19 protein-coding genes are annotated in these 24,981 nt (G+C 48.8%); 9 read left to right on the forward strand and 10 right to left on the reverse strand.

Features of this window, described 5'->3' with window-relative positions:
* Positions 1 to 79: 79 nt before the first annotated feature.
* From ACHZCX_RS05250 to ACHZCX_RS05295, 10 genes are all read right to left on the reverse strand, one after another.
* Positions 80 to 2,449, reverse strand: a complete 2,370-nt coding sequence (locus ACHZCX_RS05250) for a family 14 glycosylhydrolase (RefSeq protein WP_394708766.1) — start codon at positions 2,447 to 2,449, stop codon at positions 80 to 82.
* An 89-nt stretch (positions 2,450 to 2,538) separates the two neighbouring features.
* Entirely contained in the window at positions 2,539 to 2,883 is a 345-nt protein-coding gene (locus ACHZCX_RS05255; protein WP_319586185.1) for a HepT-like ribonuclease domain-containing protein, read from the reverse strand.
* Complete coding sequence (locus ACHZCX_RS05260) at positions 2,873 to 3,172, reverse strand: nucleotidyltransferase family protein (RefSeq protein WP_394708812.1); 300 nt, start codon at positions 3,170 to 3,172, stop codon at positions 2,873 to 2,875. Before ACHZCX_RS05260 ends, ACHZCX_RS05255 begins: the two co-directional genes overlap by 11 nt.
* Positions 3,173 to 3,240: 68 nt before the next feature.
* Positions 3,241 to 5,676: a glycoside hydrolase family 3 C-terminal domain-containing protein gene (locus tag ACHZCX_RS05265; protein WP_319586187.1), complete on the reverse strand. Its 2,436-nt coding sequence runs from the start codon at positions 5,674 to 5,676 to the stop codon at positions 3,241 to 3,243.
* Between the two features lie 118 nt (positions 5,677 to 5,794).
* Entirely contained in the window at positions 5,795 to 6,541 is a 747-nt protein-coding gene (locus tag ACHZCX_RS05270) for a methyltransferase domain-containing protein (RefSeq protein WP_319586188.1), read from the reverse strand.
* The gene (fabF, locus tag ACHZCX_RS05275; RefSeq protein ID WP_319586189.1) at positions 6,541 to 7,776 is read right to left on the reverse strand and encodes a beta-ketoacyl-ACP synthase II; all 1,236 of its coding nucleotides are present in this window, start codon (positions 7,774 to 7,776) and stop codon (positions 6,541 to 6,543) included. The genes ACHZCX_RS05270 and fabF overlap by 1 nt, the downstream gene beginning before the upstream one ends.
* The gene (locus ACHZCX_RS05280; protein ID WP_319586190.1) at positions 7,773 to 8,240 is read right to left on the reverse strand and encodes an SRPBCC family protein; all 468 of its coding nucleotides are present in this window, start codon (positions 8,238 to 8,240) and stop codon (positions 7,773 to 7,775) included. The genes fabF and ACHZCX_RS05280 overlap by 4 nt, the downstream gene beginning before the upstream one ends.
* Positions 8,237 to 9,655: a B12-binding domain-containing radical SAM protein gene (locus ACHZCX_RS05285; RefSeq protein ID WP_319586191.1), complete on the reverse strand. Its 1,419-nt coding sequence runs from the start codon at positions 9,653 to 9,655 to the stop codon at positions 8,237 to 8,239. The genes ACHZCX_RS05280 and ACHZCX_RS05285 overlap by 4 nt, the downstream gene beginning before the upstream one ends.
* 456 nt (positions 9,656 to 10,111) lie before the next feature.
* Complete coding sequence (locus tag ACHZCX_RS05290; RefSeq protein ID WP_319586192.1) at positions 10,112 to 12,010, reverse strand: beta-L-arabinofuranosidase domain-containing protein; 1,899 nt, start codon at positions 12,008 to 12,010, stop codon at positions 10,112 to 10,114.
* A gap of 151 nt (positions 12,011 to 12,161) precedes the next feature.
* The gene (locus ACHZCX_RS05295) at positions 12,162 to 12,755 is read right to left on the reverse strand and encodes a hypothetical protein (RefSeq protein WP_319586193.1); all 594 of its coding nucleotides are present in this window, start codon (positions 12,753 to 12,755) and stop codon (positions 12,162 to 12,164) included.
* A 218-nt stretch (positions 12,756 to 12,973) separates the two neighbouring features.
* Between ACHZCX_RS05295 and ACHZCX_RS05300 the strand changes: the two genes are divergently transcribed.
* The 9 genes from ACHZCX_RS05300 (at position 12,974) to ACHZCX_RS05340 (ending at position 24,981) form a co-directional block, all read left to right on the forward strand.
* Positions 12,974 to 14,149, forward strand: a complete 1,176-nt coding sequence (locus ACHZCX_RS05300) for a hypothetical protein (protein WP_319586194.1) — start codon at positions 12,974 to 12,976, stop codon at positions 14,147 to 14,149.
* A gap of 95 nt (positions 14,150 to 14,244) precedes the next feature.
* Positions 14,245 to 15,282 (forward strand): hypothetical protein, encoded by a 1,038-nt coding sequence (locus tag ACHZCX_RS05305; RefSeq protein WP_319586195.1) that lies wholly within the window; start codon positions 14,245 to 14,247, stop codon positions 15,280 to 15,282.
* Positions 15,283 to 15,377: 95 nt separating this feature from the next.
* On the forward strand, positions 15,378 to 16,337 hold the full coding sequence (locus ACHZCX_RS05310; protein WP_319586196.1) for a WYL domain-containing protein: 960 nt from the start codon (positions 15,378 to 15,380) through the stop codon (positions 16,335 to 16,337).
* A 93-nt stretch (positions 16,338 to 16,430) separates the two neighbouring features.
* Positions 16,431 to 17,183 (forward strand): outer membrane lipoprotein-sorting protein, encoded by a 753-nt coding sequence (locus tag ACHZCX_RS05315; RefSeq protein ID WP_319586197.1) that lies wholly within the window; start codon positions 16,431 to 16,433, stop codon positions 17,181 to 17,183.
* Between the two features lie 110 nt (positions 17,184 to 17,293).
* A complete protein-coding gene (locus ACHZCX_RS05320) occupies positions 17,294 to 20,566 on the forward strand; it encodes an alpha-glucuronidase family glycosyl hydrolase (RefSeq protein WP_319586198.1) in 3,273 nt (1,090 codons plus the stop codon).
* Between the two features lie 76 nt (positions 20,567 to 20,642).
* On the forward strand, positions 20,643 to 21,236 hold the full coding sequence (locus ACHZCX_RS05325) for a hypothetical protein (protein ID WP_319586199.1): 594 nt from the start codon (positions 20,643 to 20,645) through the stop codon (positions 21,234 to 21,236).
* A gap of 26 nt (positions 21,237 to 21,262) precedes the next feature.
* The gene (locus ACHZCX_RS05330; protein WP_319586200.1) at positions 21,263 to 21,832 is read left to right on the forward strand and encodes a hypothetical protein; all 570 of its coding nucleotides are present in this window, start codon (positions 21,263 to 21,265) and stop codon (positions 21,830 to 21,832) included.
* 293 nt (positions 21,833 to 22,125) lie between these two features.
* On the forward strand, positions 22,126 to 23,163 hold the full coding sequence (gene hrcA / locus ACHZCX_RS05335; protein WP_319586201.1) for a heat-inducible transcriptional repressor HrcA: 1,038 nt from the start codon (positions 22,126 to 22,128) through the stop codon (positions 23,161 to 23,163).
* 255 nt (positions 23,164 to 23,418) lie between these two features.
* Entirely contained in the window at positions 23,419 to 24,981 is a 1,563-nt protein-coding gene (locus ACHZCX_RS05340; RefSeq protein ID WP_319586202.1) for a TCP-1/cpn60 chaperonin family protein, read from the forward strand.

Here is a 24,981-nt window from a genome sequence, read left to right on the forward strand (position 1 = left end):
AATGCAGGTTGGAAGCCTGCACCACAATTAAAAAAGGAGAAAGGGTTTCCCTTTCTCCTTTCAAACAACAATTCCAACATCACCGCGGAAACCCAACCTCGTGAATCGAGTATTCCGGCATCACCACAGATCCCTTCAGGCGTTTCCCGTCCGTAAGGGGTACATCATACATCGCCGTCACAGGGAACGGGTTCGCGTTCAGGAGCATGAAGCTCTTCTGCATCAGGCACCCGTAAAGCTCAGAGGAACCTGATACCCGCGGCGGGGAGGTGAATCCATCACCCAAGCTCCCGATGTCGGAGAGCAGCCTGTCCATCACCCCGGCGATCTCCTTGCGTGTGCGATATGCATCCGGTATCAGAAGGGTGTATCCCTTACCGACACGTTTCGCCTGTGTCCATGAGGCCGATGAAGGCGTCGATGCCATACCAAACAGCCTTGACTGCCACTCCTTCGAGCCGTCGATCGTAGTCAGCGGTTCCGGTCTGATGCGGATCAGCACACCGCCTGCCTCCACCCACTTTTCGATATGGCTGAGGATACGTTCGTCTTCGATGGAACCCGCGCCCATCACAAGTACCTTGTACCGGTCGAGGGCGCCGTCCTGTATCAGAACATCGTCTACCGCGTCGAAGTCGACCGCATCACGCAGACCGCGCATATCCCAGACGTAATCCACATCACCGGCGACCATCATATGTGTCCGCGGCATCCAGTAGGCAACTGAGATTGTCGGTGTGTCTGGTTGCAGGTAGCGCATATTTTCCAAAAGTTTTGTGTAAGCCTTTCTGTTACTCAATCCGGTCTGGTAGCAGAACAGTTCTCTGGCACCTGATGTGCGGACGTTGAATACCCTCTGCGCGATGCTGTCATACTGTATCTGGAGTGATGCCGGCTCCATACCGAGCCATGCTCCGTAGGTGCGCGCTGCTGTGCTGATCCATCGGGTCATGGCGATGTTCAGCGAGTAGTCAGGACTCTCGTTGGTGATGCGGATTCCGGCGTGATACTTCGCTGCCAGTTTCGCCGACCGCGAGAAGTCGGTCCCGACCCTTTGTCTGCCCTCGCCTCCCACACAGAGCTGGATGTCTCCTTTTGGCATGTATTTCCGCGCGGTTTTCAACCAGAACTCGGTGTAATCCGTCATTGAGCCGATGTACCAATCCATGAAGTCATACTTAGCACGAGGTGTTCGGCACTTTTCAGGGGTCTTGGGTTCCAGTTCGGCGAACGACGGGTAACTCTCGCCCCATGCGTTATTCAGGACTTCGATGCTTGTGTATCGGCGCTTCATGTAGTCTCGGAAGCTCTGCCGGGCGTATTTGTCGCCTGCCCACCAACCCGAGTGAGAGTGGTAGTCTCCGGTAGCGTTGGTCGTCCAGTCCTTGTCGGATTCATGCGGATACAGGTTCTCGCCGAAGATGCCCGTGACGCCAAGCATCAGGTTCTGTATGATGCCATCCGATCCGCCGTAATGCTTGATGAACGCCTTGAAAAACCTGTCGATATATGGCTTCATCTTCGGATCCCAGAGCGACACCACAATATTGTCTTTGTCATGTTCAAGGCATCGATAGGGAGTATAGTCTGTTTTGCGGAACCAGTCCGGGAGGGTGTATGCCGGTCCCGCGAGTAGAAGCGGCGACCACTTGAGGTTGTTTTTCCTGAACATCTTTTCAAATTCATCAAATAACGAAAAGTCGAACTGCTCCGGCTTATCTTCAATAAGATTCCAGCGGACGTATATCTCCATCGACCTGGTACCCATGGCGGAGTAATACGGCAGCGATTTTGAATAAGCCTGTAGTTCGCGCCAGACTGTGCCTCGCTCCTTCGTATATCGGCTGAGTATGCTGCCTTCACCCTGAGGAGGCGGCGCGGAATACTCGACACCGCCGCATATCATGGTGAGGTAGGAGTCCTTCGGCGAACCATACTTCCCGCGGAGTGCGGTGATCTCGTCAATCGACAACCATCCCTGCCCCGGCGTGTAGACGAATCCCTGAAGACTAGACCTTACAACATCCGGTGTAGCGCTGTATACCCCGATGTCGGATATACGCGATCCACCACCGCTGTCCCGAAAGGAGAGTCGGACGAACCGTGCCTCAGATGGGTTTCCCACAGCAGCGAGCGTCCTGTCTGCATGGATGTCATCGACCGAGGCAGCCGGTTTCCAGGAGCCATCGGCACCGGTCATCGACAACTCGACCGTGAATCCGGATGACACCCGCACCGTGTCCTCATACACTGTCGAAACCACCACCGACCTCACCATCACCGGTTTCGGCAGTTCTACGATGAGGGTCTTTTCCAGGCTGCGTGGTCCATGGCGGAATATCAGCCCGTTTCCGGTGGCGAATTGCGCGAGGTCGTTCGGCGGCAGGAACTGGGTCTTCGCACCGGCAGATATCCGCGCGCCGTTCGCGGGTGATGCCCAGTTCGTCATGTCGGCATCATCCGCGGACCATGCGGCGGGCACACATACGCATGCGAGGATAGATAAGGTGATGAGATGGCTAATAACAAAGATTTTCATCAAGATGCTTCTTCGGGTATTACCGACTCCAGAATGACTATTAGTGCTGGAAGGTCATTTTGGACAGTACGCCAGAGTATATCAAGATTGATATCGAAATATGCATGAACTAACCGATGACGCATGCCGATTATATCGTCCCAAGGGATATTATCTAGTTCGTGCCGCATTGACTCAGAGACTTGATTGGCAGCTTCACCGATGATTTCGATATCTTTAACTAACGATAATACGAGCATACGATTGCTATTCAAAGCCTTTCGAGACTCAGATTGAGCAAATCCCACAGCCTCACGTGCTGCATCAAGCATATGTCTTAATCGAACGACATCATCATTGAACATATTGAACCTCAGCCTCATCCATTACTTTTTGGCGGAAATATTTGCTTAGATCCTCAGGCGTACGAAGATCCACTTTTCGACCTCCCAGTATCGCAGACAGATCGCGTTCCATGCGTGCGATTCCAAAGAGTCCGGGTATCTGTTCTGGATCAAACTCAACCAGCAGATCAATGTCGCTGTTTGGGCCGAAATCCGGTCGCAAAGCCGATCCGAAAATCGCCAGACGTATGATATGTTTATCCCGGCAAAAAGCAGCTATCTGCTCCTTGGGAAGCTCTATTTGTGCCATCATTCCACCTCTATCATGCTTGATATCCTAATCTCATTATGAATTAGCATGCGGACTTTGTCAAACACCTACCACTCAAATCCCCCGTGAAGCGGGATGTCCCTCGATGAGGAGCCCACCCAGACCTTGAACCTGCCCGGTTCTGCGACCCACTTGTGGGTTTTCACATCGAAGAAAGAAAGGTCTTCTTTGGTGAGTGTGAATGAGACGGGCTTCGTTTCGCCGGGATTCAGGCTGACCTTGTCGAAACCTTTCAACTCGCGAACCGGTCTTGGGACGCTGCATTTGACATCGCCAAGGTACAACTGAGCGACTTCCATGCCAGCCCGTTCGCCGGTATTCATAACATCGCATGTAACGATGATGTTTCTTGCATCTCCAGTTCCAGTCTTTTTGATCTTCAGATTGCTGAACTCGAAGGTTGTGTATGACAATCCGTATCCGAAGCAGAATTGCGGTTCGACCTTGTTTTTATCATACCCTCTGTATCCGCCGAAAATCCCTTCTGTGTAAGGTGTCTTCTTGTTAGTCTTGATGCTATAGTATGGGAATGATGGATTATCTTCGGCGCGCTTCTCGAAGGTTGCCGGGAGTTTACCTGATGGATTCACATCACCGAAGATGATCTCTGCGGCAGCGCGTCCGATCTCCTGACCGGAGTACCAGGTCTGCATAACCGCCGGTACCCTATCGAGCCAACCGGCCCATGCCACGCCTCCGCCGGTGTTGAGTGTAACAATCACCTTTGGATGGACTTTCGACAAGGCGCTGATGTATTCCACCTGCGCTTTTGGAAGCTCAAATGGGCGGTCGAAGCCCTCTCCCTCGGTGGTGTTGTTGAATCCGGCGCAGTATACCACGGCATCGTATTTCTTGAGATCGCGCATCTCCTCTTCAGGAGTTACATATGGCTTCCACTGGAATGCGATGATCGCTTCTCCACCACCCTGATAATATTCCACTTTCACATCGTAATCACGAGCTTCAAGTTCCATCGCTTCATCGGTTGAGCGAACCAGATGATCAGTCCAGTCGTCAAGGATGAGTTTTCCGTCCAGCCACACGCGGATTCCGTCATCATAACGGGTATTTAATCGATATTTGCCAGCTTTATCAGGATGAATCTTACCGGTCCACCGCACCGAGAAGTTGGCGGGGCTTGCAAGTCCTTCAGGCGCCACTGTGGTCCAGATGTTGTTGATGTGTTCTACATCCGAGACCTTCACGGGTTCGCCGCTCAACTCTTTGTTGTTGAAGACTTCCATCTTGCACTTCACGAAACCCAGATCCTGGAGAGGAGTATAGACATCTACTCCCTTACCTGCGACGCTCTTGATCCCCTCAAGGATGCTGACTGACTTGAAGGTTGTGGTGTATGCGCTTCCTCCCCCGCAATATACGGCGGGATAAGCGTTCGGGCCAAGCACGGCTATTGATTTGATTTTTCTCCTGTTCAGAGGGAGAACCTTATGATCGTTCTTCAGCAGGACTATCGATTCGCGGGCGCCTTTCAATGCCGCATCGTCACTTTTCGGGTCGTCAAGCGGGATGTTCGAGAGGGTCTGCGGTCTGTCCAGGAACCCGGCTTTAATGATGGTGCGGAGTATACGCGTCACCTTTTCATCAATGGTCGACTCCTTCACCAGACCGTCTTTAATTGCCGGTAGGAGGTTCTTTTGATTCATGTAGTCTCCGTTCGGCATCTCGAGGTCAAGGCCGGCGTTTGCAGCGTTCACACCGTTGTATGTCGACCACCAGTCTGACATAATGATGCCGCCGAAACCCCAGTCGCGTTTCAGGGTTTGGTTCATCAAGTAGTCGTTCTCAGAGCTGTGGACGCCGTTGACCAGGTTATAGGAGATCATCAGACATCTGCTCTTCCCCTTCTGGACGGCAGCACGGAAAGCCGTGAAGTATATCTCATTCAGGGTGCGTTCGTCGACTTCTGAGCTGATGCCGTTACGGTCCCATTCCTGGTTGTTGCAGGCAAAATGCTTGATTGTTGTAAGGACTTCCTGCGATTGGACGCCGTCAATGAGCGGTACCACCATGTGCGATGCCAGGTAGGGATCCTCGCCCATGTATTCGAAGTTCCTGCCGCAGAGGGGTGACCGGTAGATGTTGACCGCCGGCGCCAGGATGATATGCACACCCCGTGCCCTGCATTCTCTACCTAACGCGATCCCGATCTCATCTGCCATGGTGCGGTTCCAGGTTGCCGCGAGAGCGATCCCAGCTGGAAACGCCGCCGCTTTACCGTAACACCGGCAGCCCATTGGACCGTCAGACATCACGATTTCCGGGATGCCAAGCCGCGGAATCGCCCGGATGCTGATACCGAGTCCGCCGATGTAGTCGATCTTCTCTTCGAGGGTCATCTGTTTCAGAAGCTCAGAGGCGCGCTTCTCTGCCTGGTCTGCGTTGACCGTCGCCGCGGAACCCACGGCGGTCATGCACGCACATGCACAGGCGATTGTGATGATAAAGTTTTGGGTATTGATCATTGGGTGACTCCTTAGTTGGGTCGATATATGTCTTTGTTATCTGAACTGTGATTTATATGATTGGAATGATTATCATGATTCAGAATAATCATATTATGGGTTTGCAAGGAGGGTTTTGTCAATCCGATGATGATGCGTCGACAACTCCATCGTGATCTGCGCATTTGTACACGAGTGCCATGCGGAAAAACCGATGCTTGTGTAACTTGCATTCCGACAAACCAGTGCGGCTGGCAAAGGTGTTAAGTTCAGAGGGGGTGTATGCGCGGTAGATTGAGATCGCGCCGTCATGCAGGGTTACAGGGCTGAAATGCAAAATGCGGGTGATGAGGCAGAAGCCCAGGTGAGCCAACCGTGAACGCACAATATCCACTGCGATCACATGTCCCCTACTTATTTTACGTGCCGCCTGTAAGGCCGTGATCACTTCTTCCGGCTCCAGATGGTGTACTACCGACGTCAGAATCACGATATCAAAGTTGCCTGCTTCATATGGAGGATTCAGCATATCCGCTTGAATGAAGGTGATCTCCGGGTAATCCGAGGAGCTCCGTTTTGCGTAATCAAGGACTTTAGCGCTGAGATCCAGTCCGATGACATCCACAAGTTTCCCCAGCTTCCGAGCCTCGTCCACTATGCGTCGGGATATATCTCCTCCACCGCAGGCGGCATCCAGCACCCTGATAGGGTCGGATGTACAGACTCTGAGTAAGGGTAGTATATGCACAAGGACAGCCTTAGCTCCCCCAAACCATTTGTTGATCAGCGCCATATCCCGCAGGTTGTCACTGATATCTTCAGTCGACGTCTCCGGCTGATCGATCAGCTCATCTCCGGATATGCGTGATCTCATGGAACGGAACATCAATCGTTTCTCTTCAATACCAGACAGGCGTTTATCCCTCCGAACCCAAAGCTGTTTGAGAGGACGGTCCGCAGTTCTGATGAACAACCTTGATTCGGCATGTAGTTGAGATCGCATTCTGGATCAGCAGAGTCCAGATTCAGAGTCGGTGGTATGAAGCCGTGCTCGAGTGCGAGGGCGCATGCTGCTGCTTCGAATGCACCGGTGGCTCCAAGTGCGTGTGCATGGTGTCCTTTGGTGCTGCTTATCGGAATACAGTATGCTCGATCACCAAAAACGGTTTTTATGGCTAGAGTCTCGCTCTTGTCATTCAGCGGAGTTGAACTGCCGTGTGCACTGATGTAGTCGATATCTTCCGGGGCGACACCCGCGTTTGAGAGTGCCAACGACATCGCCCGAGATGCGCTTTTCCCATCTGGACGCGGCGCCATCATCTGGTAGGCGTCATTTGTCAGGCTGTGACCCGCTATCTCAGCGTAGATGTGCGCGCCTCGATTGAGAGCATGCTCCAACTCCTCGACTACCAGAACCGTTGCACCTTCTCCCATGACGAATCCGTCGCGGCCGGCATCGAATGGGCGGCACGCGTGTTCTGGATCATCATTTCTGCAACTCATCGCCTTGATGATGGCAAAAGCTCCGAAGCAGAGCGGCGACAGAGGCGACTCAGAGCCCCCTGCCAGAACGACATCCGCCTGATCGCTCCTGATGAACTCAAGCGCCTCGCCTAACGCGATTGTTCCCGATGCGCAACTATTTGAGTTTGCCGTCACCGGACCTGTACAGCCGACATCGATCGCGATATTGCAACTCCCGGCCCCGCAGAAGACAGAGAGCGCCAGGGATGGATCAACCGACCGCAGTCCCTCGGTATGGTAGACACCGAGTTGTTTCTCAGCGAAACCGATCCCGCCCAGAGCGGAACCAATGGACACGCCTAGTCTGTCGCTGTTGAGAGAGCCGATATCCAAACTGGCGTCTTCGATAGCCAGTCTTGTCGCCACAACCGCGAACTGGGAGAACCTGTCCATCCGTTTCAGAGCCTTGCGTTCCAGATAGTCAGTCGGATCGAAATCCCTCACCTCGCCTGCGATCTGCGACTTGAATGGCGAGGGATCGAAGAGTGTTATGCGTCTCACTGCCGATTCGTTCCCTTTCAAGCCTGCCCAGAACCGCTCAACACCGGTGCCAATGGGTGTCACCGGGCCCAAACCTGTAATTACTGCTCGCTTCATGTTGTGATCCTCTCTGCCTCTGAAAGCTCTTTGATCTTCTTTAGTGTCAGGCTTGCTATGTGGTGGACGAAGAATTTGCCAACGATCCAGCGCCCGATCAGCGACCGAACCACTGGCATTGTCAAAGTCATCTCATGGATGATGGTTACGCGCACGCCGTCGCCCTCTTTTGCCATATTCCACTCGACGTCCATTCCGCGTGTTGCCCCGCCTGTGTGATGGTAATGCACCGTATGATGCTCCGGATCCACCACCTGGACGGATGTCCATTTGACCGGAATCCAACCGCGTCTGGCAGCCATCTCTACGGTACTAGTTCTATCATGCTGTTCGAGCGTCCGAATCCACCGGTAGTGCGGGAGGATCTTCGGCCAGTTCTCAATATCGGATGCATAACGGAAGATGGTGTCCTGGTCTGCATGCACCAGGATATCATCCACAGTTCTCTCAAACATCATGCTCATACTCTCAAAATCCTCCTGATGCGGTTTATCGTGGGCAGCCCTCGCCAGTATGGAGGCTGCATGCCGATCATAGCGGCCAATCGTTGGAGCGCCGGTGCAAGCGGATGGCTGCAATCAGTGATTGTGGCGATGTTAGATGCGGGAAACGAGCTATCTCCCAGGATTTGGTTCACCTGCTCAGGAACCACATGCGGCGAGTAGTAGAACCGCGGCTCCAGAAGATTATCTCCTGCATCGATCTGCTCATCATTCACCAGCCTCTGTCTCAGCGCGGTTCCCGGGAGCACCCTGATCCCATGGGTGATGAATACAAGAGCGTCATGAGGCAGGCTCTCGATGAAACCGACGGTCTCACGGGCTGTCTCCATTGTTTCACCGGGTCCGCCAAACATGAATATCCACATCCTCTGCGCGTTCAGTTTGTTCAGATTCTTGACTGCGCGCCGGAGATCATCAGTCCTGAAACCTTTGTTCATGCCCTGAAGGATTGTGTCAGAACCGCTCTCGGCTGTCACACCGACGGTCGTAAACTGTGCCAGATTCATCGCATCGACCATTTCCGGGGTGCATGCAAGCGGATTGAGATCGGATGTTCCGACGGATATGCCTTGTCCCAGGACGCAGGCCGTTGATTCGCAGCACGCGATGGCATGTGCCTGCGGGAATCCAAAAATGCTGTCGACGAACTCTATTCCTCTCATACCCGCAACCCGCGCCATCTCAATCTGCCTCGATACTGCATCGGGTTCGTAGAGGCGATAGGCATGTCCCTCCAGGAGCGGATAGCTGCAATAACTACAATTGAACTCGCAGCCGCGTTTGGTCTGGATCGGCATCGATGTATCGCTGGCGGCATATCGGCGCAGATCAAGCCATTTGGCCGGATTGGGATATGGTAACGATCCTGGATTATTGGTTCGGACGGGGATCGGAGCACTGTGATCGCCTCCTCCTACCGCAACGACGCCTTGCACCGCCGATGGATCCGCCCCGCTCTCAAGCGCCTGAAGGAGCCCGATGAAGGGGATCTCGCCCTCCCCTATGACCGCATACTCACACCCCAGATGGAGCGCAACTTCTCTTGGCGATATGCTTACCGCCGGACCCCCGAGCACTATCTCCGCCTTGCTGTTTCTCCGGCAGGCATCGACTATCTGTCTGATCTCTGGGAGGTAACTCTTCGAGCTCCGGGAATCACAGTTGTCGAGATTGCGTACCGACAGACCGATCACATCCGGCCGGATTCTCCTGACAGCCGATTCGACATCAATTATGTGGCGACGGGAAAAGCCCAGGTCAAGGAGATAAACCTCATGGCCTGCAGACTCAGCGGCAGATGCGATACAGCAAGCGCCCAATGGAATCAGTGTTTGTGGAGATCTCTCTCGATTTGTTGCGACGATCAGGATTCTCATTTGGGATTCTTTACCCGCCTGTCACGCAGGGTAAACATGAGGAGGAGTAGAACGTCCAGATGATGTTGGGGGATGTATGCTATTTGATCAAACGGGCATTTTATAGCAACAATAGTCGATAGCAGAATAAGGAAATGTTTCACTAGCCTCTCATGGTTTAGCAGTAGATTCATGGTCTAAAGCATAGTTTCCATGTGCTCTGTTAAAATCCCCACCTGCCTTCCCTTGGAAAGGTGAGGTTCTGGCTGGTATTCGGTCTAACCTCTAACATTCAACTTCTAGATACGACTCATCTCTGGTTTAATTAAGTGATAAATAATCAGATACATGATTTCCTTGTGATGTAAAATAAATGCTGACTATCCCACTCATAAAAAAGTGATGGCTGACACGATGAATCATCATCATATCAACCATCAGATTCAGCTTTCAATGCTTAGTCAGATCGGTGGTTCCCTACTCGCCGGGTGCTGGAGGGAGAACCCTCGGATGTCCGAGGAAGAGCGGCCATCTCTTCGCGGCGGGATCAACACTGACTACCATATTACCCAGCCAGTTGAATGTCAGCTTTAGGTCAGGAGTAGAAGTCGCCTTCCAGAGACCCTCGACCTCCTGGTTGAACTTGATCAGCGGATAGGTGATTGTGAGTTCATCCTCGGGTTTCGCGGCAAACTTCACATAGGCGCCTGACCATTCCACCGGAACCGGTTTCGCATTTACGAAGGCATGCACCTGACCACGCATCGCCCAGTGTGGAGGACGCAGGAAGAACGCATCCTTCACCGAAGCTTTAACCGTGAGCCTCCCCTTTGCAGGCATGAATGAGACCACACTGCCCCACTTCGAGTCGCGGCTGAAGCTCATGTTCACATAGACACCCGCAGATCCCAGGGGTGACTTCGGCAGCCGGTTGATGGTGTTGATCCATGTGGTGTATATCGCCCGCATCCCCTCCGGCGCGCAGCATCCGGCCATGAACCAGCCTCCCACTCCACCGAACAGCTCGTTGTCGATATCGTTCGGTCCGGTGATTGCCAGAATCCCTCCCTGGAACTTCTTGATCACTTCAAGAGACTTGTCCACCTTATCAACAGGCTCCGACTTGTGAGCCTCCCGATAGTATGCCTCAAACTCCGGTGTGCAGATGAACTGTGCGTTGCTGACGTAGTTTCGCAGGTAGCGCTCTACATAGTCGAAGTATTCCGGGTGTCCGGATTGAGCAATCAGCGCCGCAATCGACATCATATCTGACAGGTTGCATGTCTCATCCTCAAAGTCGGCGACGTGTGCGGCGGCGGAGAACCAGCCTGTGCCGGTTCCCATATGCTGCCTCACGAAATCCCAGATGTTCTTCGCGAAGTCCTTATACTTCTTCTCGCCAGTAACCAGCCCGAGATCGGCGATTCCCCAGATGGCATGCATGGTGGCATGGGTGTGTCCGTGGTACTCGCCGCTGAGGAAGAAGCTGCCGTCTGAATTGAAGTGAATCCCATCTGGTTGAATGCTGTCCATGATTCCGTCCGCATAAGCTTTCGCGAATGTCAGCCCTTCCGGGTCACCAGTTGCTTTCCAGTAGGTGACGAGAGACTCCACGATCGGCGCAGGTTCCGGATTCCAGCCGTTGGGAATCACTTTGCCATTCCTATCAAATGCTCCCATCCCGCATGCCAAGTAGCATCGTCCCTTGTCATCCCAGGTTGCCAGCTTCTTGAGGGCAAGCATCACCTTATGAGCAAACGTCTTCGACTCAGGATTCTTCGTGCGGATGTAGTCCTCGCTTAGGCTCTTGAGTATCTTGGTCGCGCCCCAGATGTGGATTACATGATCTTTCTCTGTGTAGACCGCCGTAGTCGCTCCTTCGTTGAATGCTCCGGGAGCACTCCACACTCTACCCTCAGGGTCGATGTACTGCTTCATCCGATTGTGGAATGCGGTCTCGATATCCAGTCCCCGCTTTGAACCGGTGATATCGCGCATGTAGTACCATTCCCAATCCATGCGTGCGTCTGTATCGCAGGAAACAACCGGATCTGTGCCTTCGGGAATAGGAGGACACTGCATAAGATAGCACTGGAAGACCGGTTCGTAACCGAGATCTTTCCGCGGCGTCTCTATGAGGTAGTTGAGCGCCCATCCTGCCATCCGCTTCATGTTGATGTCTTCGGGTGGTCTAGAAGCATTCAACATCGTCACCTTCTCCGGTGTGGGGACAGCCGTCTGGATATCGGTGACAGTTCCGGTCAATCCGAGAATTGGCGTTCCATGCTGATCAGCACCGCATGCCTGGCTGGTCAATCCAACCGCAAGCGCGATCACAGCGATACTATATCGAATATTGACGATGTGCGTTAACATTTCCATCAACTCCTGAGGTAGATTTTGTAGTTTATACAGATTAGTTCCGATATACGTAAATCGGTTTAATAGAAAATTATCACATTTATTTCATTATGTCAACAAGTATCTGAACAATTTGGGCATGAAGGTAATCTGCAGAGAATTCCTGTCACAAAGGGAGTAGAATCTGCTGTGACTCATCAGATTTCATTCGAAGCGCAGATTTCCGCTCTTCAACCAAACCCTTGCCGTGACGATAAATCGCTGCAAGGAGCGCAGGTGCTTCTGAGATGAGTGTATCCTGATCAAGAGCTAGTCCTTGTTCTGCAAGCTCAAAAAGCTGCTGTTGAACCTTCTGCTTCGACCATTTGCGATATTTCCGCACATTACCGGGATCTATTCCAGCCTCAGCAAGAGCGTCGTTCCATGACATATAACGTCCGCCATGCAAGACGGCGGCGGCAAGCGGAGGATCTAGTTTCAGGCTTACATTTCGCCAGCTCAAATCGGCACCTTTTCTATACCATTCCTGAATCCGGCTTATGATTTTATCCTTCGACCATGACTGGTAGAGGCAGATGTCGCCATAGTCAATACCGGATGCTGCCACTGCGGCACCCCAGCTTCCGAAAACCCGTTGCGCTGACCTTAATAATGCAGGTGTGCGTTTTTGAACTGCTGTGTAATTCAGTGGGTTGCCGGAAGTAAACTCCAGCAATATGGCGGAAATTACGTTCGCCTTTGTCCATAACCGTCCGGGCATATCTGTCCTCCTGTAATTAACAAATACAGTAAACTATATGAATGGCAGCATGTCAAGAAAAAATGTGTAATGTATATAAACCGGGCACATAGGTTACACTATGCATGAAAGTGAAATGCTGACATGAAAGTAAATATTCCAGCCCGGTTGATTCAACTATTCCAACCTCCCATTCGTCATTCATACAGGAAACGAATACACATATAATGGAGATTCTGATGTCTGGAAATTCCCGTTCACATACCTTTCTGAAATGGATTCTACCTTTAATTCTCACAATCATCCTGATAGCAATCGTGAAACCTTTTGGCGGATGGGCAATCAATTTCGTATTTGCCGCAATGATCATCTACTATGAGGTGATCATCATCAAACGCCGATTTGCCGCACCTGCGATACTTCTATTCTTCCTTGCGCCTGTCTTTGGAGAACTGATATCAAGCTCATCCCCACCTCTGGAGTTTTTCAGCATATTCGGCGTCATCATACAACCCCTACTATATGGACTGGGCGCCATCATAGTCCGAGAACTGACATTTCGATGGAACAAAGGGTGGCCAACGATACTCCTCCTTGGCGCCGCATATGGAATTGTGGAAGAAGGATTGGCATGCAAGAGCTTCTTCAACGCAAACTGGGGTGATGTCGGTAATTTGGGTGTATATGGACGCACACTCGGTGTAAATTGGGTCTGGAGCACCCAGCTCACGATCTATCACATGCTGTTCAGCATCTTCATGCCGATACTACTCACATATCTGATATTCCCGGCACAAAAATCGGTTCAATGGATTCCATCGAGAGCCTTCAAATGGGTATGTGGAGTGTTTGCTGCCAATGTCATCCTGATGTTCTGCATCATGATGCCGCCTCACATCTACTATCCGCCTATCCCTCACATAATCATCACTCTGATTGTAGTATTTCTGTTCGGCCTGCTTGCACGAAGGATACCGGCGCCAAAACCTGCATCGTCAGATGACAGATTAAAAGTTCGAGGTCCTTTATCATTCTGCCTTATCGGAGCCGGAGCCACTCTAAGTTATGCGTTATCATCTTTCATTGTGCCTGAGATCGGGCTTCCACCCATCCTGGCGATATTGATACTCACAACCTGGGCATATGCCGCATGCCTGCTGATCGTCCGGATGTCTGCTCAAGGCAGATGGACAGATAAACACAAATTCTCTCTTGCTGCGGGAGTATTACTGGTATTTGTATTCATAGATTTAGTCCGGGAATTCAAACCCGGCCAAGCAGATAATCCATCAGGAATGGCGGTTGTAGGAATCGCAATCCTGGTTTTCCTGTATATCATCAGAAATCAGATTATAGCAAAGAATATCTCAAATCTGCATACTGAGGATACCATAATTATGCCGCATGAAGGATAATTCATAAATTATATAGAAACTATTTGCAGGTATTATTGTCAAATATGTAGATTCGCCAATCCAGGATAATATACCAGACGAGTGAGGATAAATATATGGTGAAGATAGATTTCAACAAAGCATTCAATTCATCAATGAACTATATGTCTAGCATTTTGTTTAAGCCGTTTATATTCAGAAAGTGGCTTGCATTGGGTTTTGTAGCTATGCTTGCCGGATTTGGCTCAGGCGGATCTGGAGGTGGTGGTAATAGCGGCAGTAATACATCATCCTGGGGCCGCAGTGTAGATAAGATGTCACCAGACATCGGCACATATCTCCATCAGTATTTATGGTTGATCTTGCTGGGTGTTGGCTTAATTATTATTTTATGTTTCATCTTCACATGGTTGGCATCAGTATTCAAGTTTGTATATACAGATCAACTAGTCCGGAATTCAATGGAAATAAAAGAACCATTTGCACGGTTAAAGGGATTAGGAACATCGTATTTCCTTTGGACAATTGCATTTGGACTGGCATTTTTATTGTCATTGCTGGTCATTGTTGGCATACCGGCGCTTATCGCTTATAAAACATATTATACATCTACTGCATTGAGTATTGGCTGTATTGTCATCGGCAGCCTGCTTTTCATCATGTTGGCAATCGTGGGTGGTGTGATTGATATATTCGCCAGGGATTTTGTCATCACTACGATGTATGTGAAGAACCTGCGGATAATAGAAGCATGGCGAACTGTGATACCGGTGATCAAAGCAAATAAGGGACAGATTGCTCTGTATATACTGTTGTTGATTGTCATTGCTATCGCCAGCGGTATCATCTCTATATTTATAATGATTGCTGCTGTCATCATAATGGCGATACCGGTTGGCATACTGGTTGGATTATCTTTGTTGATAGCTCTTGCCGCAAGTCTGACATGGAATGCATTCACCATTGCTTCTGTCTCAATATTAAGTGTAATCATGTTATTCGTGTTCTCAACATTATTAGTCTGTCTGATGCAGCCGTTATTGGTCTTCAGACGGGTTTTCGCATTGCAAGTCCTCGGGCAGCTAGATCCTGATCTTGCAACAATTGATGTTATAAACACCATGACGCCATCATCTCAACCCCCAATTTCATAATATCTCCGTAAGTAGTATAATATTGGCATAACATGGGTCGGGAAACATACCGGCCCTCTTTTTATACCCAGACAATCAAGCGGGAGGCAGCATTCATGACACTTGATGAGCAGTTCGCCAGATTGATAGAAATGCATAAGTTGATTGAAGATCAACCTTACAAATGGGATGTAACAGCGTTTGAATTAAGATTCAGCCTGGGTCATGCTACGGTAGAGCGCGATCTGAGAATTCTACGCAAATGGGCAACCATCAAACGGAAAAAAGGGTATCTGGCGATTGAGGAGTCCAGGTTTCTGCCGGTATCACTTACTCCCCGGGAAATGCTTGCTCTTTCACTCGCAGGGCAACTGGGATCAGAACGCATAGGTATGCCGTATTCAGATGCATTAGAGAGCGCGTTGATGAAAGTCAACGATCATTTGCCGAAACAACTAGCTTCATCGCTGAAAAAAATGAAAGAACGCGTATCCATCGGGATTGATGTCATAAGAGAATGCAACTCCGATTTTCTGGATGCCATAAGCCGTGCGATAACAAATCACAATCCGGTCGATATCAAATATTTCGTTGTAACCCGTAACGAACTTACATCACGAAGGATTAATCCATATGGACTCACATTTAGATTTGGCGCCTGGTATCTGATCGGATGGTGCCATCTTCGGAAAGAAGTACGCACATTCGGAGTAGATCGGATCAGAGAGATAAAGATCTTCAACGATCATTTTGCTTATCCAACTGATTTCAATCTGAATGATTATCTATCGCATGGATGGTCACTTCAGGCAGATGGAGAACCTGAACACATAAAACTTAAGTTCAGTAAAGAGATAACCCCATGGATTTCCGGGTGCAGGTTCCATCCAAATCAGAAAGTCACCGCTCAGCCGGATGGATCCTCGATATTTGAGGTTACCGTTGCAGGCATTGAAGAGATCAAGCATTGGATACTGAGCTATGGTCGAAATGTCGAGGTTATCGGTCCTGAGACATTGCGTAAATCCATTGCAGATATCTGTTCGGAGATGGCAGGAATATACGAAAAACACTAGAGTCTAAGACTAAGTGATTAAGTGTAACAACAGCAGCACACAAAACGTATAAAATGTAAATGATTTGTCACAGAGAGGATAATTTGCGTTCAAATGAAATATTGTATCATCATGCGCTGCTTAGTAATATTGGCAGTTTTTATGTTTATATCCAGTGTATCAGCGAGTGTTGTTGGAAATGATTTGAAGATTAGAGCCGAACAGGCAACGCAGGGATTGAAAGACTTAAGCCTGACATGCAAAGTTACATACTGCAATATGCAGGAACTGAAGAAAGTCAGCAAAGACTTCACACAACGGTACGAGATCAAAACATCTACCCTAATGTATAAATCACCTGATAAGATAAAGATGGAAGGGAAGCTTGGCCTGATAAAAATGAAGATGGTGATCAATGGCGATAAGAAAGCTTTCATCATCCCAGCAGTAGGTTACAACAAGAAAGAAAATATCAAAAACAAGCCTCATAAACGCCAATCAGACCTTGATATCGGTATGTTCTCCGATTCTTTGTGGAGAGATTACATTGTAAATAAAGTAGAGATTGAAAAAGGTGAGAACGGCTCGGTATATAAACTTACATTCTGTAGAGAAAATGCAAAAAGCAGAAAGATGATATGCTGGGTCGATGCCGATTCATTGAAACTGCTAAAACAGGAAAATTTTGAATCCGATGGAAGAAGAATTGTTAGATATGTCTACTCGAACCATAAGAGAGTCGACAACTGCATCTGGGTTCCATCGAAAATAGACGTTTACAATAATGACGAAAAACTCGCCGGAACGATTGAATATGAAGATATCGAAGCAAATACCGGCATCAGTGATTCAGAATTCAAACTCTAGATTCATTTAACCGATTACAAGATTTGAAAAAGATACCATTTCTCCAAGTGGTATCTTTTTTCTTGCCGGTTATATATAATCAAGCAAACTAATCAATAAGGATTCATATTATGCGCTTACTTTTCAAACTGCCTCGAATTTTTTCATATGCGATATTGCTTTGTGTTATAACCATACTCATCCCAAATGTTTCGACTGCAAATAACATATCGAAACGGAATATCATCGTCGGACTAAAAGCAACACCAAAGGAAGTATACGCCGCCAAAGAGCTTCAACGATACATCTACCAGTTAACCGGCGATCTTCTTTCCATCGGCGATGAGAAGGATATGAATGAAGCTGGTTCATTCATCATCGGTCAGACCGGAACAAATACCATCATCAAAGATCTGGCAGATTCCGGCACAATTAAGATTAGTCAGATAACTCTCGTTCATGAAGGTTATATACTGAAGAAACTTAGAATCTGGAACTCTGATGCAATCATAATCGCCGGTAGTGATGAAACCGGATGCCTATACGGCGTTTATGGTCTGCTTGATGACTGGTACGGCATTGGATTTTATCTAGGCGGAGATGTGCTTCTAGGGAAGAAGATCTCATTCCGGCTGCCGGATGTAGATGAAAGCAAGACTCCCAGCCAGCAGATACGCGGGTTCCTTCCCTGGACAAACTTCCCGCAATCCGCCGGTGTATACTCCTTCAACGATTACCGATTCATCATCGACCAGATGGCTAAAATGAGGATGAATTTCCTTGAAATCCACAACTACAACGGTATGGGTGTTCACAATGAGATGTTCCACAACTTCACATATAACGGAATCACATCAAGAGTTTATATGAACTCTACATCAACCGGTCATGGATGGGCCGGACCATCGTGGCAGGTGAAAGATTACTTGTTCAAAGGTGCTGATCTGTTCGACGACTACGATTTTGGCTCAGATTGTACACTGCATAATAAATCTCTTACCAATGAGCAGGTGTTCCGTAAAGGCGCCTCCCTTTTTCAACAAGTCATCGAGTATGCTCATTCGAGAGGTGTGAAAATCGGGCTTGGAATAGAGCTGGACATCATCCCTGCCGTCTACAAAACGAAGCCAAATAACCCGGATGTGGTAAATGCACGTATCAATCAGATCATAAATGACTACCCGAACCTGGATTATCTTATGTGCTATCGATCAGAAGTGATCGCAGCCGAATCACAGAATATATGGCAGGAGATATTCGATCAGTTTTACAAGCGATTCAAGGCAGAGGCGCCTGGCACCAGGCTTACAGTTTCAGGATGGGGATTGTCTGCAGATCATGTGGCTCATCTGCCGGCTGATGTGATCGCCGCACCAATCGCGCCTTATTCGGCAGCATTTGAAGACGGCAGCATTTACACTCTGCATGAATACTGGGGATGTCCCTGGCTTGAACGCGATTTCAACAGTTCGGTCCACTACTACCCATACAACATGAATCTATCTGACACCATTAAAGCATATACAAAACAAGCACCGAACATGACCGGCTTTATGTGCCTGACATGGCGACTCACAGATGCAGTCGATGCAAAGATGTCATATATCGCAAAAGCTCCATGGGATATAGATAACAAGCTTGATTCATCTCGAGCAGTATATTATGAATACGCAAAGAAGAATTACGGAGTAAAATCGGCATCAGAGATAACAGATATCATCAACGAAAATGAGCCATATGCCAACAACACGAGCGAGTGCGAGGGAACAGCGGAGTTCACCGGCAAAGACAGATCTACAGACATACAGAAGGCGGTGGCTCAACTTGCGGTAATTGATGACTACATCCTCAAGACTGATGATCCCGGGATGAGGCACAGGCTTGAACTTCTCCGCAATCGCATCGCATCTGTGAAATACTGGTGCGAACTCGATCAGAGCTTCAAAAACGCAGGTTGGGATGGTCTCCCAGGCGCATTCCCGGCATGGGCGAAGACATTTCGAGATAGAGTGACGGATATATCATCTCTAGGAAATGTGGTCAGCACACAAAATCGTCTGGTGCAGCTTAGATATCTCGCCAAAGAGAACGAATTGAGGAAGCAGCAGGTCGTGAAAGCGCCGTCATATGTGGAAACAAGAGGAACAATCAACGGCGCGGAGATCACCTGGCGAAATATGGAACCGAATGCAAGGAGTTTCAATGTCTATCGGGATTCCGTGAAGATCAACAAATCGCAGTTATCGCCAACACATCTATCATTCAAGGATACAGTGAATGGCATCCATTCATATTCAGTAACGGCGATAAGTAAATCTGGCATAGAAAGTGCGAAATCCGTTCCCGATATATGTGCTGCTGGATCTGCAGATGCAGGCGCTCCGAAGATCGTTGTTGTATCACCACCGATGTCGATCGCATCAGGCCAATCACCGGAAATCAAGGCTCGCATACTTGACGACCGCACATACGGGAGCATATCAGCTTCGATCCACTACAGAACACCCGGAGCAACTCAGTGGAAATCCAGATCGATGAACAGACGCGTGAGAAGTATATTCGCCATCAAGATACCTGCATCTGAGATATCATCTGAAGGTCTGGAATACTACATCACAGCGTCAGATGGATCGAACACAGGCTTCTACCCCATGACAGCACCCTATGTGAATGCGGCGGTAATTCGATGTGATTCCATTCGGAGCAAAATTGAATTTTCACAGATTCAATTGCATGCATCAGATGGCAACCTTGTATGGAATGCTGTATCAGGCGATGTTTTGTGGTATCGAATATACCGGAGCAGATCGAAGTCGTTCACGCCCGGACCTGACAACCTATTAACATGGGTAGACAAGGGTACTCATCAGTTCAGAGATATCGAACCTGGTTTTGATGGTGAGAAAATACATGGGAGATACTATTACCGCGTATCAGCCGTGGACAGGTTAGGACATGAAAGCCGTCCTTCAGGTTGTGTATCGCTGATCCAACCTGTAAATCCAGTATCTAAAAATGGAGCAAAGATATATGAGGCTGAATCTGCCGTATTGAGTAATGTACAGGTATACTCAGATCCGAATGCATCAGATAACAATGCGGTAGGTTACTTCGGTGAAGAGGTCGGCGACTCAATCCTGTTTGAGAATCTCACTCCGTCGAAAAGCATGAGCATCACCTACTCCAATGGAACCGGTAAAGATACCAGGTGCAGCCTTTACATCGACGGTAAAGATGCCGTAACCATCGATTTTCCCAAAACTGCCGACTGGTATTCATATGAGAAAATCAATATATCACTACCGGTCCGTTCATCAGTTGAACTCCGGGTAGATGCAGATGATTATGAATACAACAAAGGATTCTGTGCGAATATAGATTTCCTTGAGCTTTATGGTCCTTAAATAATAAATAATAACAGGAAGGATTAACTATCCAAAACGAGTAATTTAGCTATAATACAATTTCTGGAGATTATAAATGGATGACAACAAGAAGAATCAGGAAAGAGAATTGCCGTTAGCTGAACCACCGTCGTCGAAATCATCGTCATCAACGACTAAAATCGTGTGTTTGAGTTGTCTAGGAATCATGTTATTTATATTCATAGCGATCACAGTAGTCACATACCCAGTATTCTTTCGTGCGCGTGGTGCGGCAAAATCTACATCGTGCCTGTCAAATACAAAGCAATTAGCCATTGCTTTCATGATGTATACGTCTGAGTTTGATGACCGGATGCCGCTTCGGAATAACTGGCAGGCTGCCTTAGATCCATACATCAAATCCAGATCAATTTGGAAATGCCCATCTGCCCAGACTACCGACCCATGTTACGCCTTCAATTCGAAACTGGAGAAGGCGAAGCTTTCAGACATAAACACGCCGCAAGACACAGTGATGGTCTTTGAGTCAGTCCCAGGCATGAACCAATGCGGCGGGAAAGAATTGTTTCCATCACCGCCGAGACATCCGGAAGGTCACAGCATTGCATATGCTGATAGTCATGCTAAGAGTGTGAAACCACAGGAGATCGACTCACTCGTCTGGAACATCAAGACTCTTGCCAAATAGGCAATTTAAGGAAATTGGTAGTGTCAATGAATATTAATGGGACAGAACCAAATCTCAGATCACCTGAACCACCGTCGACTGTGCCGTTAACAGGAACGAGAATCGCATGGCTGTCTTGTATTGTTATCATATTCCTGACATTCGCCGTAATGGCGGCGATTCTATATCCGGCACATCAACGAGTGAAGGCTAGATCAATGATTTGCCTGTCAAACACCAAATCATTGGGTATGGCTTTTCTCATGTACATGGCTGATAGCGATGACCAAATGCCTTCAGGTAACAACTGGCTGTGGGAGGTAGATCCTTATATCAGATCAAAGGCAATACTAAAGTGCCCCTCAGTTTCTACATTAGATCCCTGTTATGCTTTTAACTCGAAGCTGGAGAAGACCAGAAATTCAGATATAAAAGAGCCTGACAACACAGTGATGCAATTTGAGTCAGTTCCCGGCATGAACCAATGCGGCGGGAAAGAACTTCTTCCATTACCGCCACGGCATCCCCAGGGACACAGCATCGGATTTGTTGACGGGCATGCCGGTAGCGTGATGCCAACTGACATTGACTCTCTCATCTGGAATATCTCTAAGTAGGGAACGGATATCATCTGCTCCCCCGTTGAACCATTGTGGTGCGGGCTTCCAGCCTGCATGTTTTCTATACCAGATTATGCCTCTGAGGTAAACGGAACGGATGATATCCGTTCCCTACATAAGAAAAACATGCAGTCAAAATGCCTGAATCACACCTTCCCTGCGAAGAGGTATTTTAGCCCCTCAATATTGACACTCATCCTTCACGGATGGTATACTCAACTCATAAATTCACTGTGGGGGATTGTGTCATTCAGGCATCCAATGGTTGAGTTTTAGTATTGAGGTTTACGATGGGACTTTGCGAAAGACGGCGCAGTATATTGAAGGCCGTTATCAATGATTATGTAGAAACGGCAGAACCGGTGGGGTCGGAGACACTGGCACGCAAGTATGACTTCGGAGTGAAACCCGCCACCATCCGGAACGAACTCGCCGCGATGTCGGAACTCGGATATCTCAGACAGCCTCATACATCAGCCGGACGCATACCATCTGATCTCGGATATCGCTTTTATGTCGATGAACTGATGCCCGAACCGCATCTTGGTCCGGATGAGACCGCGCATGCCCGTCGAAGTTACGATCCCTTTGAGAGTGAAATCGAGGAGATCCTTCAACGCACATGCCGCATCCTCTCCGGGCTCACTCGATATACATCGATAGCAACCGCACCGCAGATGGATACAATCAGCATAAAGCAGGTCGCGCTTCTGTTGATCGGTGCAGGTAAGCTTCTCGCGGTTATCGTGATGAATAACGGACGGATAGACCATCGATCGGTTGATTCGAATATCGACCTGAAGCTTGATAAAGTCACCGCCATGACGAACTTCATCAACGAACGCTTTCAGGATGCCGACCTGCATGAGTTGATCCGCAAAACTGATATGGAGCTTCCATCTGAAATCGCAGGCATGCATGATTTATACAGACGCGTGATCTATGTCCTCAAGCAGGCACTTTCCATGAACGATGAAGATGAGATATTTGTAACTGGGACAAGCAATATCCTCAAGCAACCGGAGTTTACCGGTAGCGATAGATTAGCCTCATTACTGGATGCTCTTGAGAGCAGGAGAGACCTTTTCCAGGTCTTCAGCCAATCATTATTGGGTAAAGAAGTAACGGTTGTGATCGGCGCTGAGAACCTGGTTGATGAGATGCGTGAGTGCAGCTTCGTCACCTCTTCCTACACGATCGGCAAACGCGTATGTGGAAGCATCGCGGTAATTGGCCCCACCAGGATGGACTATCGCCGTGCAGTTGCAGCCGTCGAGTTCATGGCGATGAACCTGAGTGGATTGCTGACCTCGCTGAGCATAGGATAAAACTTTTTATTTATAAACCGCGAATGAACGCCAATGAACGCGAATAGTATAATAGAAATATAAATGTTTTAAAATAAAAGTAACACATAAGTATATCTCTGCTTGAATGTTGATAAACTCTCGTATATATTATGTATTCATTCGCGTTAATTCGCGTGTATTAGCGGTTAATAATTCTGCAAAATAGAGTATTTTAAGGCAACGACTCATTAGGTCGAGGGTAACAACTCGGCCTTTTAGATTGTCAGGTGGGATATGAACACAAATTCGAAACAACCTGCAAGAACAATTGATGCCGATGACAAAATATCGGCGCTGATATCGAATTCCTCCGCCATACAGGCGCTGGCATCTGCCGTAGAAGGAACACTGGGACCAAAGGGATTGAACTGCATGCTGGTCGACAGATTTGGCGATGTTACGATCACCAATGACGGCAGCACCATCCTGGACCGGATTGAGGCGAATCATCCTGCGGCAGGGATACTCATCCGCGCCGCGAAGTCGCAGGACGCTGAGGTTGGAGACGGCACTACCACTACAGTTGTGCTGGCATCTGCACTTATCACCGAAGGGATAAATCAGGTCTCGCGCGGCGTACCCGTCACTAAGGTCATTGAGGGGATGTCTATCGCTGTTCAAAAGGCGCTGGATGTGATATCGAAGGCAGCCACCCCTATTACGGGTCTTGACGATCCTATACTGCGTCAGGCGGCATATATATCAGGCAGAGAGTGCGCCGATATATCTGACCTAGTTGTGAGTGCGATTCAACTGATCGGCAAAGATATCCTGATGGATCCTGCTTTCCGCCTTGCAGATGCGATCGTGGCTAAAGAAGGCGCCGAGAACGAAGTCTTTATGGGTTTGATAATCGATAAAGAGCGTATGAACAGCCTGATGCCGCACGAAGCAATCAATCCGATCATACTGGTTGTAAATGACGCGCTTGAACCTGAACAGATGGAAGATGATGCGCTTGGCACCGAATCCGGTTTCGCAAGGTATCTGCATCTTCAATCAGAGTTCAAAGCTGGCATCCAGAAAATCATCAATATGGGCGTCAAAGTCGTTGCAGTATACAAATCCGTGTCAGATATTGCAGAAGAGATGTTGACTGATGCCGGAGTAATCGTGCTTAGACGATTGTCATCTGCCGACCTGACCAGGATCGCCGAACATACAGGTGCCAGAGGCATTAAACGCACAAGTCTGAGCAAACCTGCTGATGAGCTTTTGAGGTTTACCGGCCGTTGCCAGAGGGTATACGAAGATGAAAGACTTGAACACACGCGGATAATCGGAGGCGCAGGGAAACCGGCTGCCACGATACTTGTTGGTGCTTCCACAAGAGAAGTCAAAGATGAGCGCAAACGCATCGCCGACGATGCCGCATCTGCAGCTCAGGCGGTGGTTAAAGGCGGATCGACTCCCGGCGGCGGATCGATAGAGATCGCAGCCGCGCGCGAGGTGTATGCGCTCCGTGAAAGCATCAGAGGGATGGCTGCATATGGCGCCATCTGCGTGGCACAAGCATTGAAAAAGCCATTATCTCAAATAGTAACAAATGCCGGATTCAATCCGCTTGAGAAAGTCGAGGATGTTATCACCGCCCAATCAAGCGCAGACAGCATCTCTCTGGCGATCAATTGCGATACCGGCGAAGTCGCAGATATGTGCAAACTCGGAGTTTTTGATCCCGCATTGGTAAAAATGCATGCATTAAAAACAGCAGCGGAAGTCGCTGAGGCAATCCTGCGAATCAACACCATCATCAGGAAACGGGAAAGCGATCAACCCGCAATTGGAGGTATGTAA

Origin of the sequence: uncultured Desulfobulbus sp., from assembly GCF_963662935.2 — a bacterium.
Lineage (GTDB): Bacteria > Desulfobacterota > Desulfobulbia > Desulfobulbales > Desulfobulbaceae > Desulfobulbus.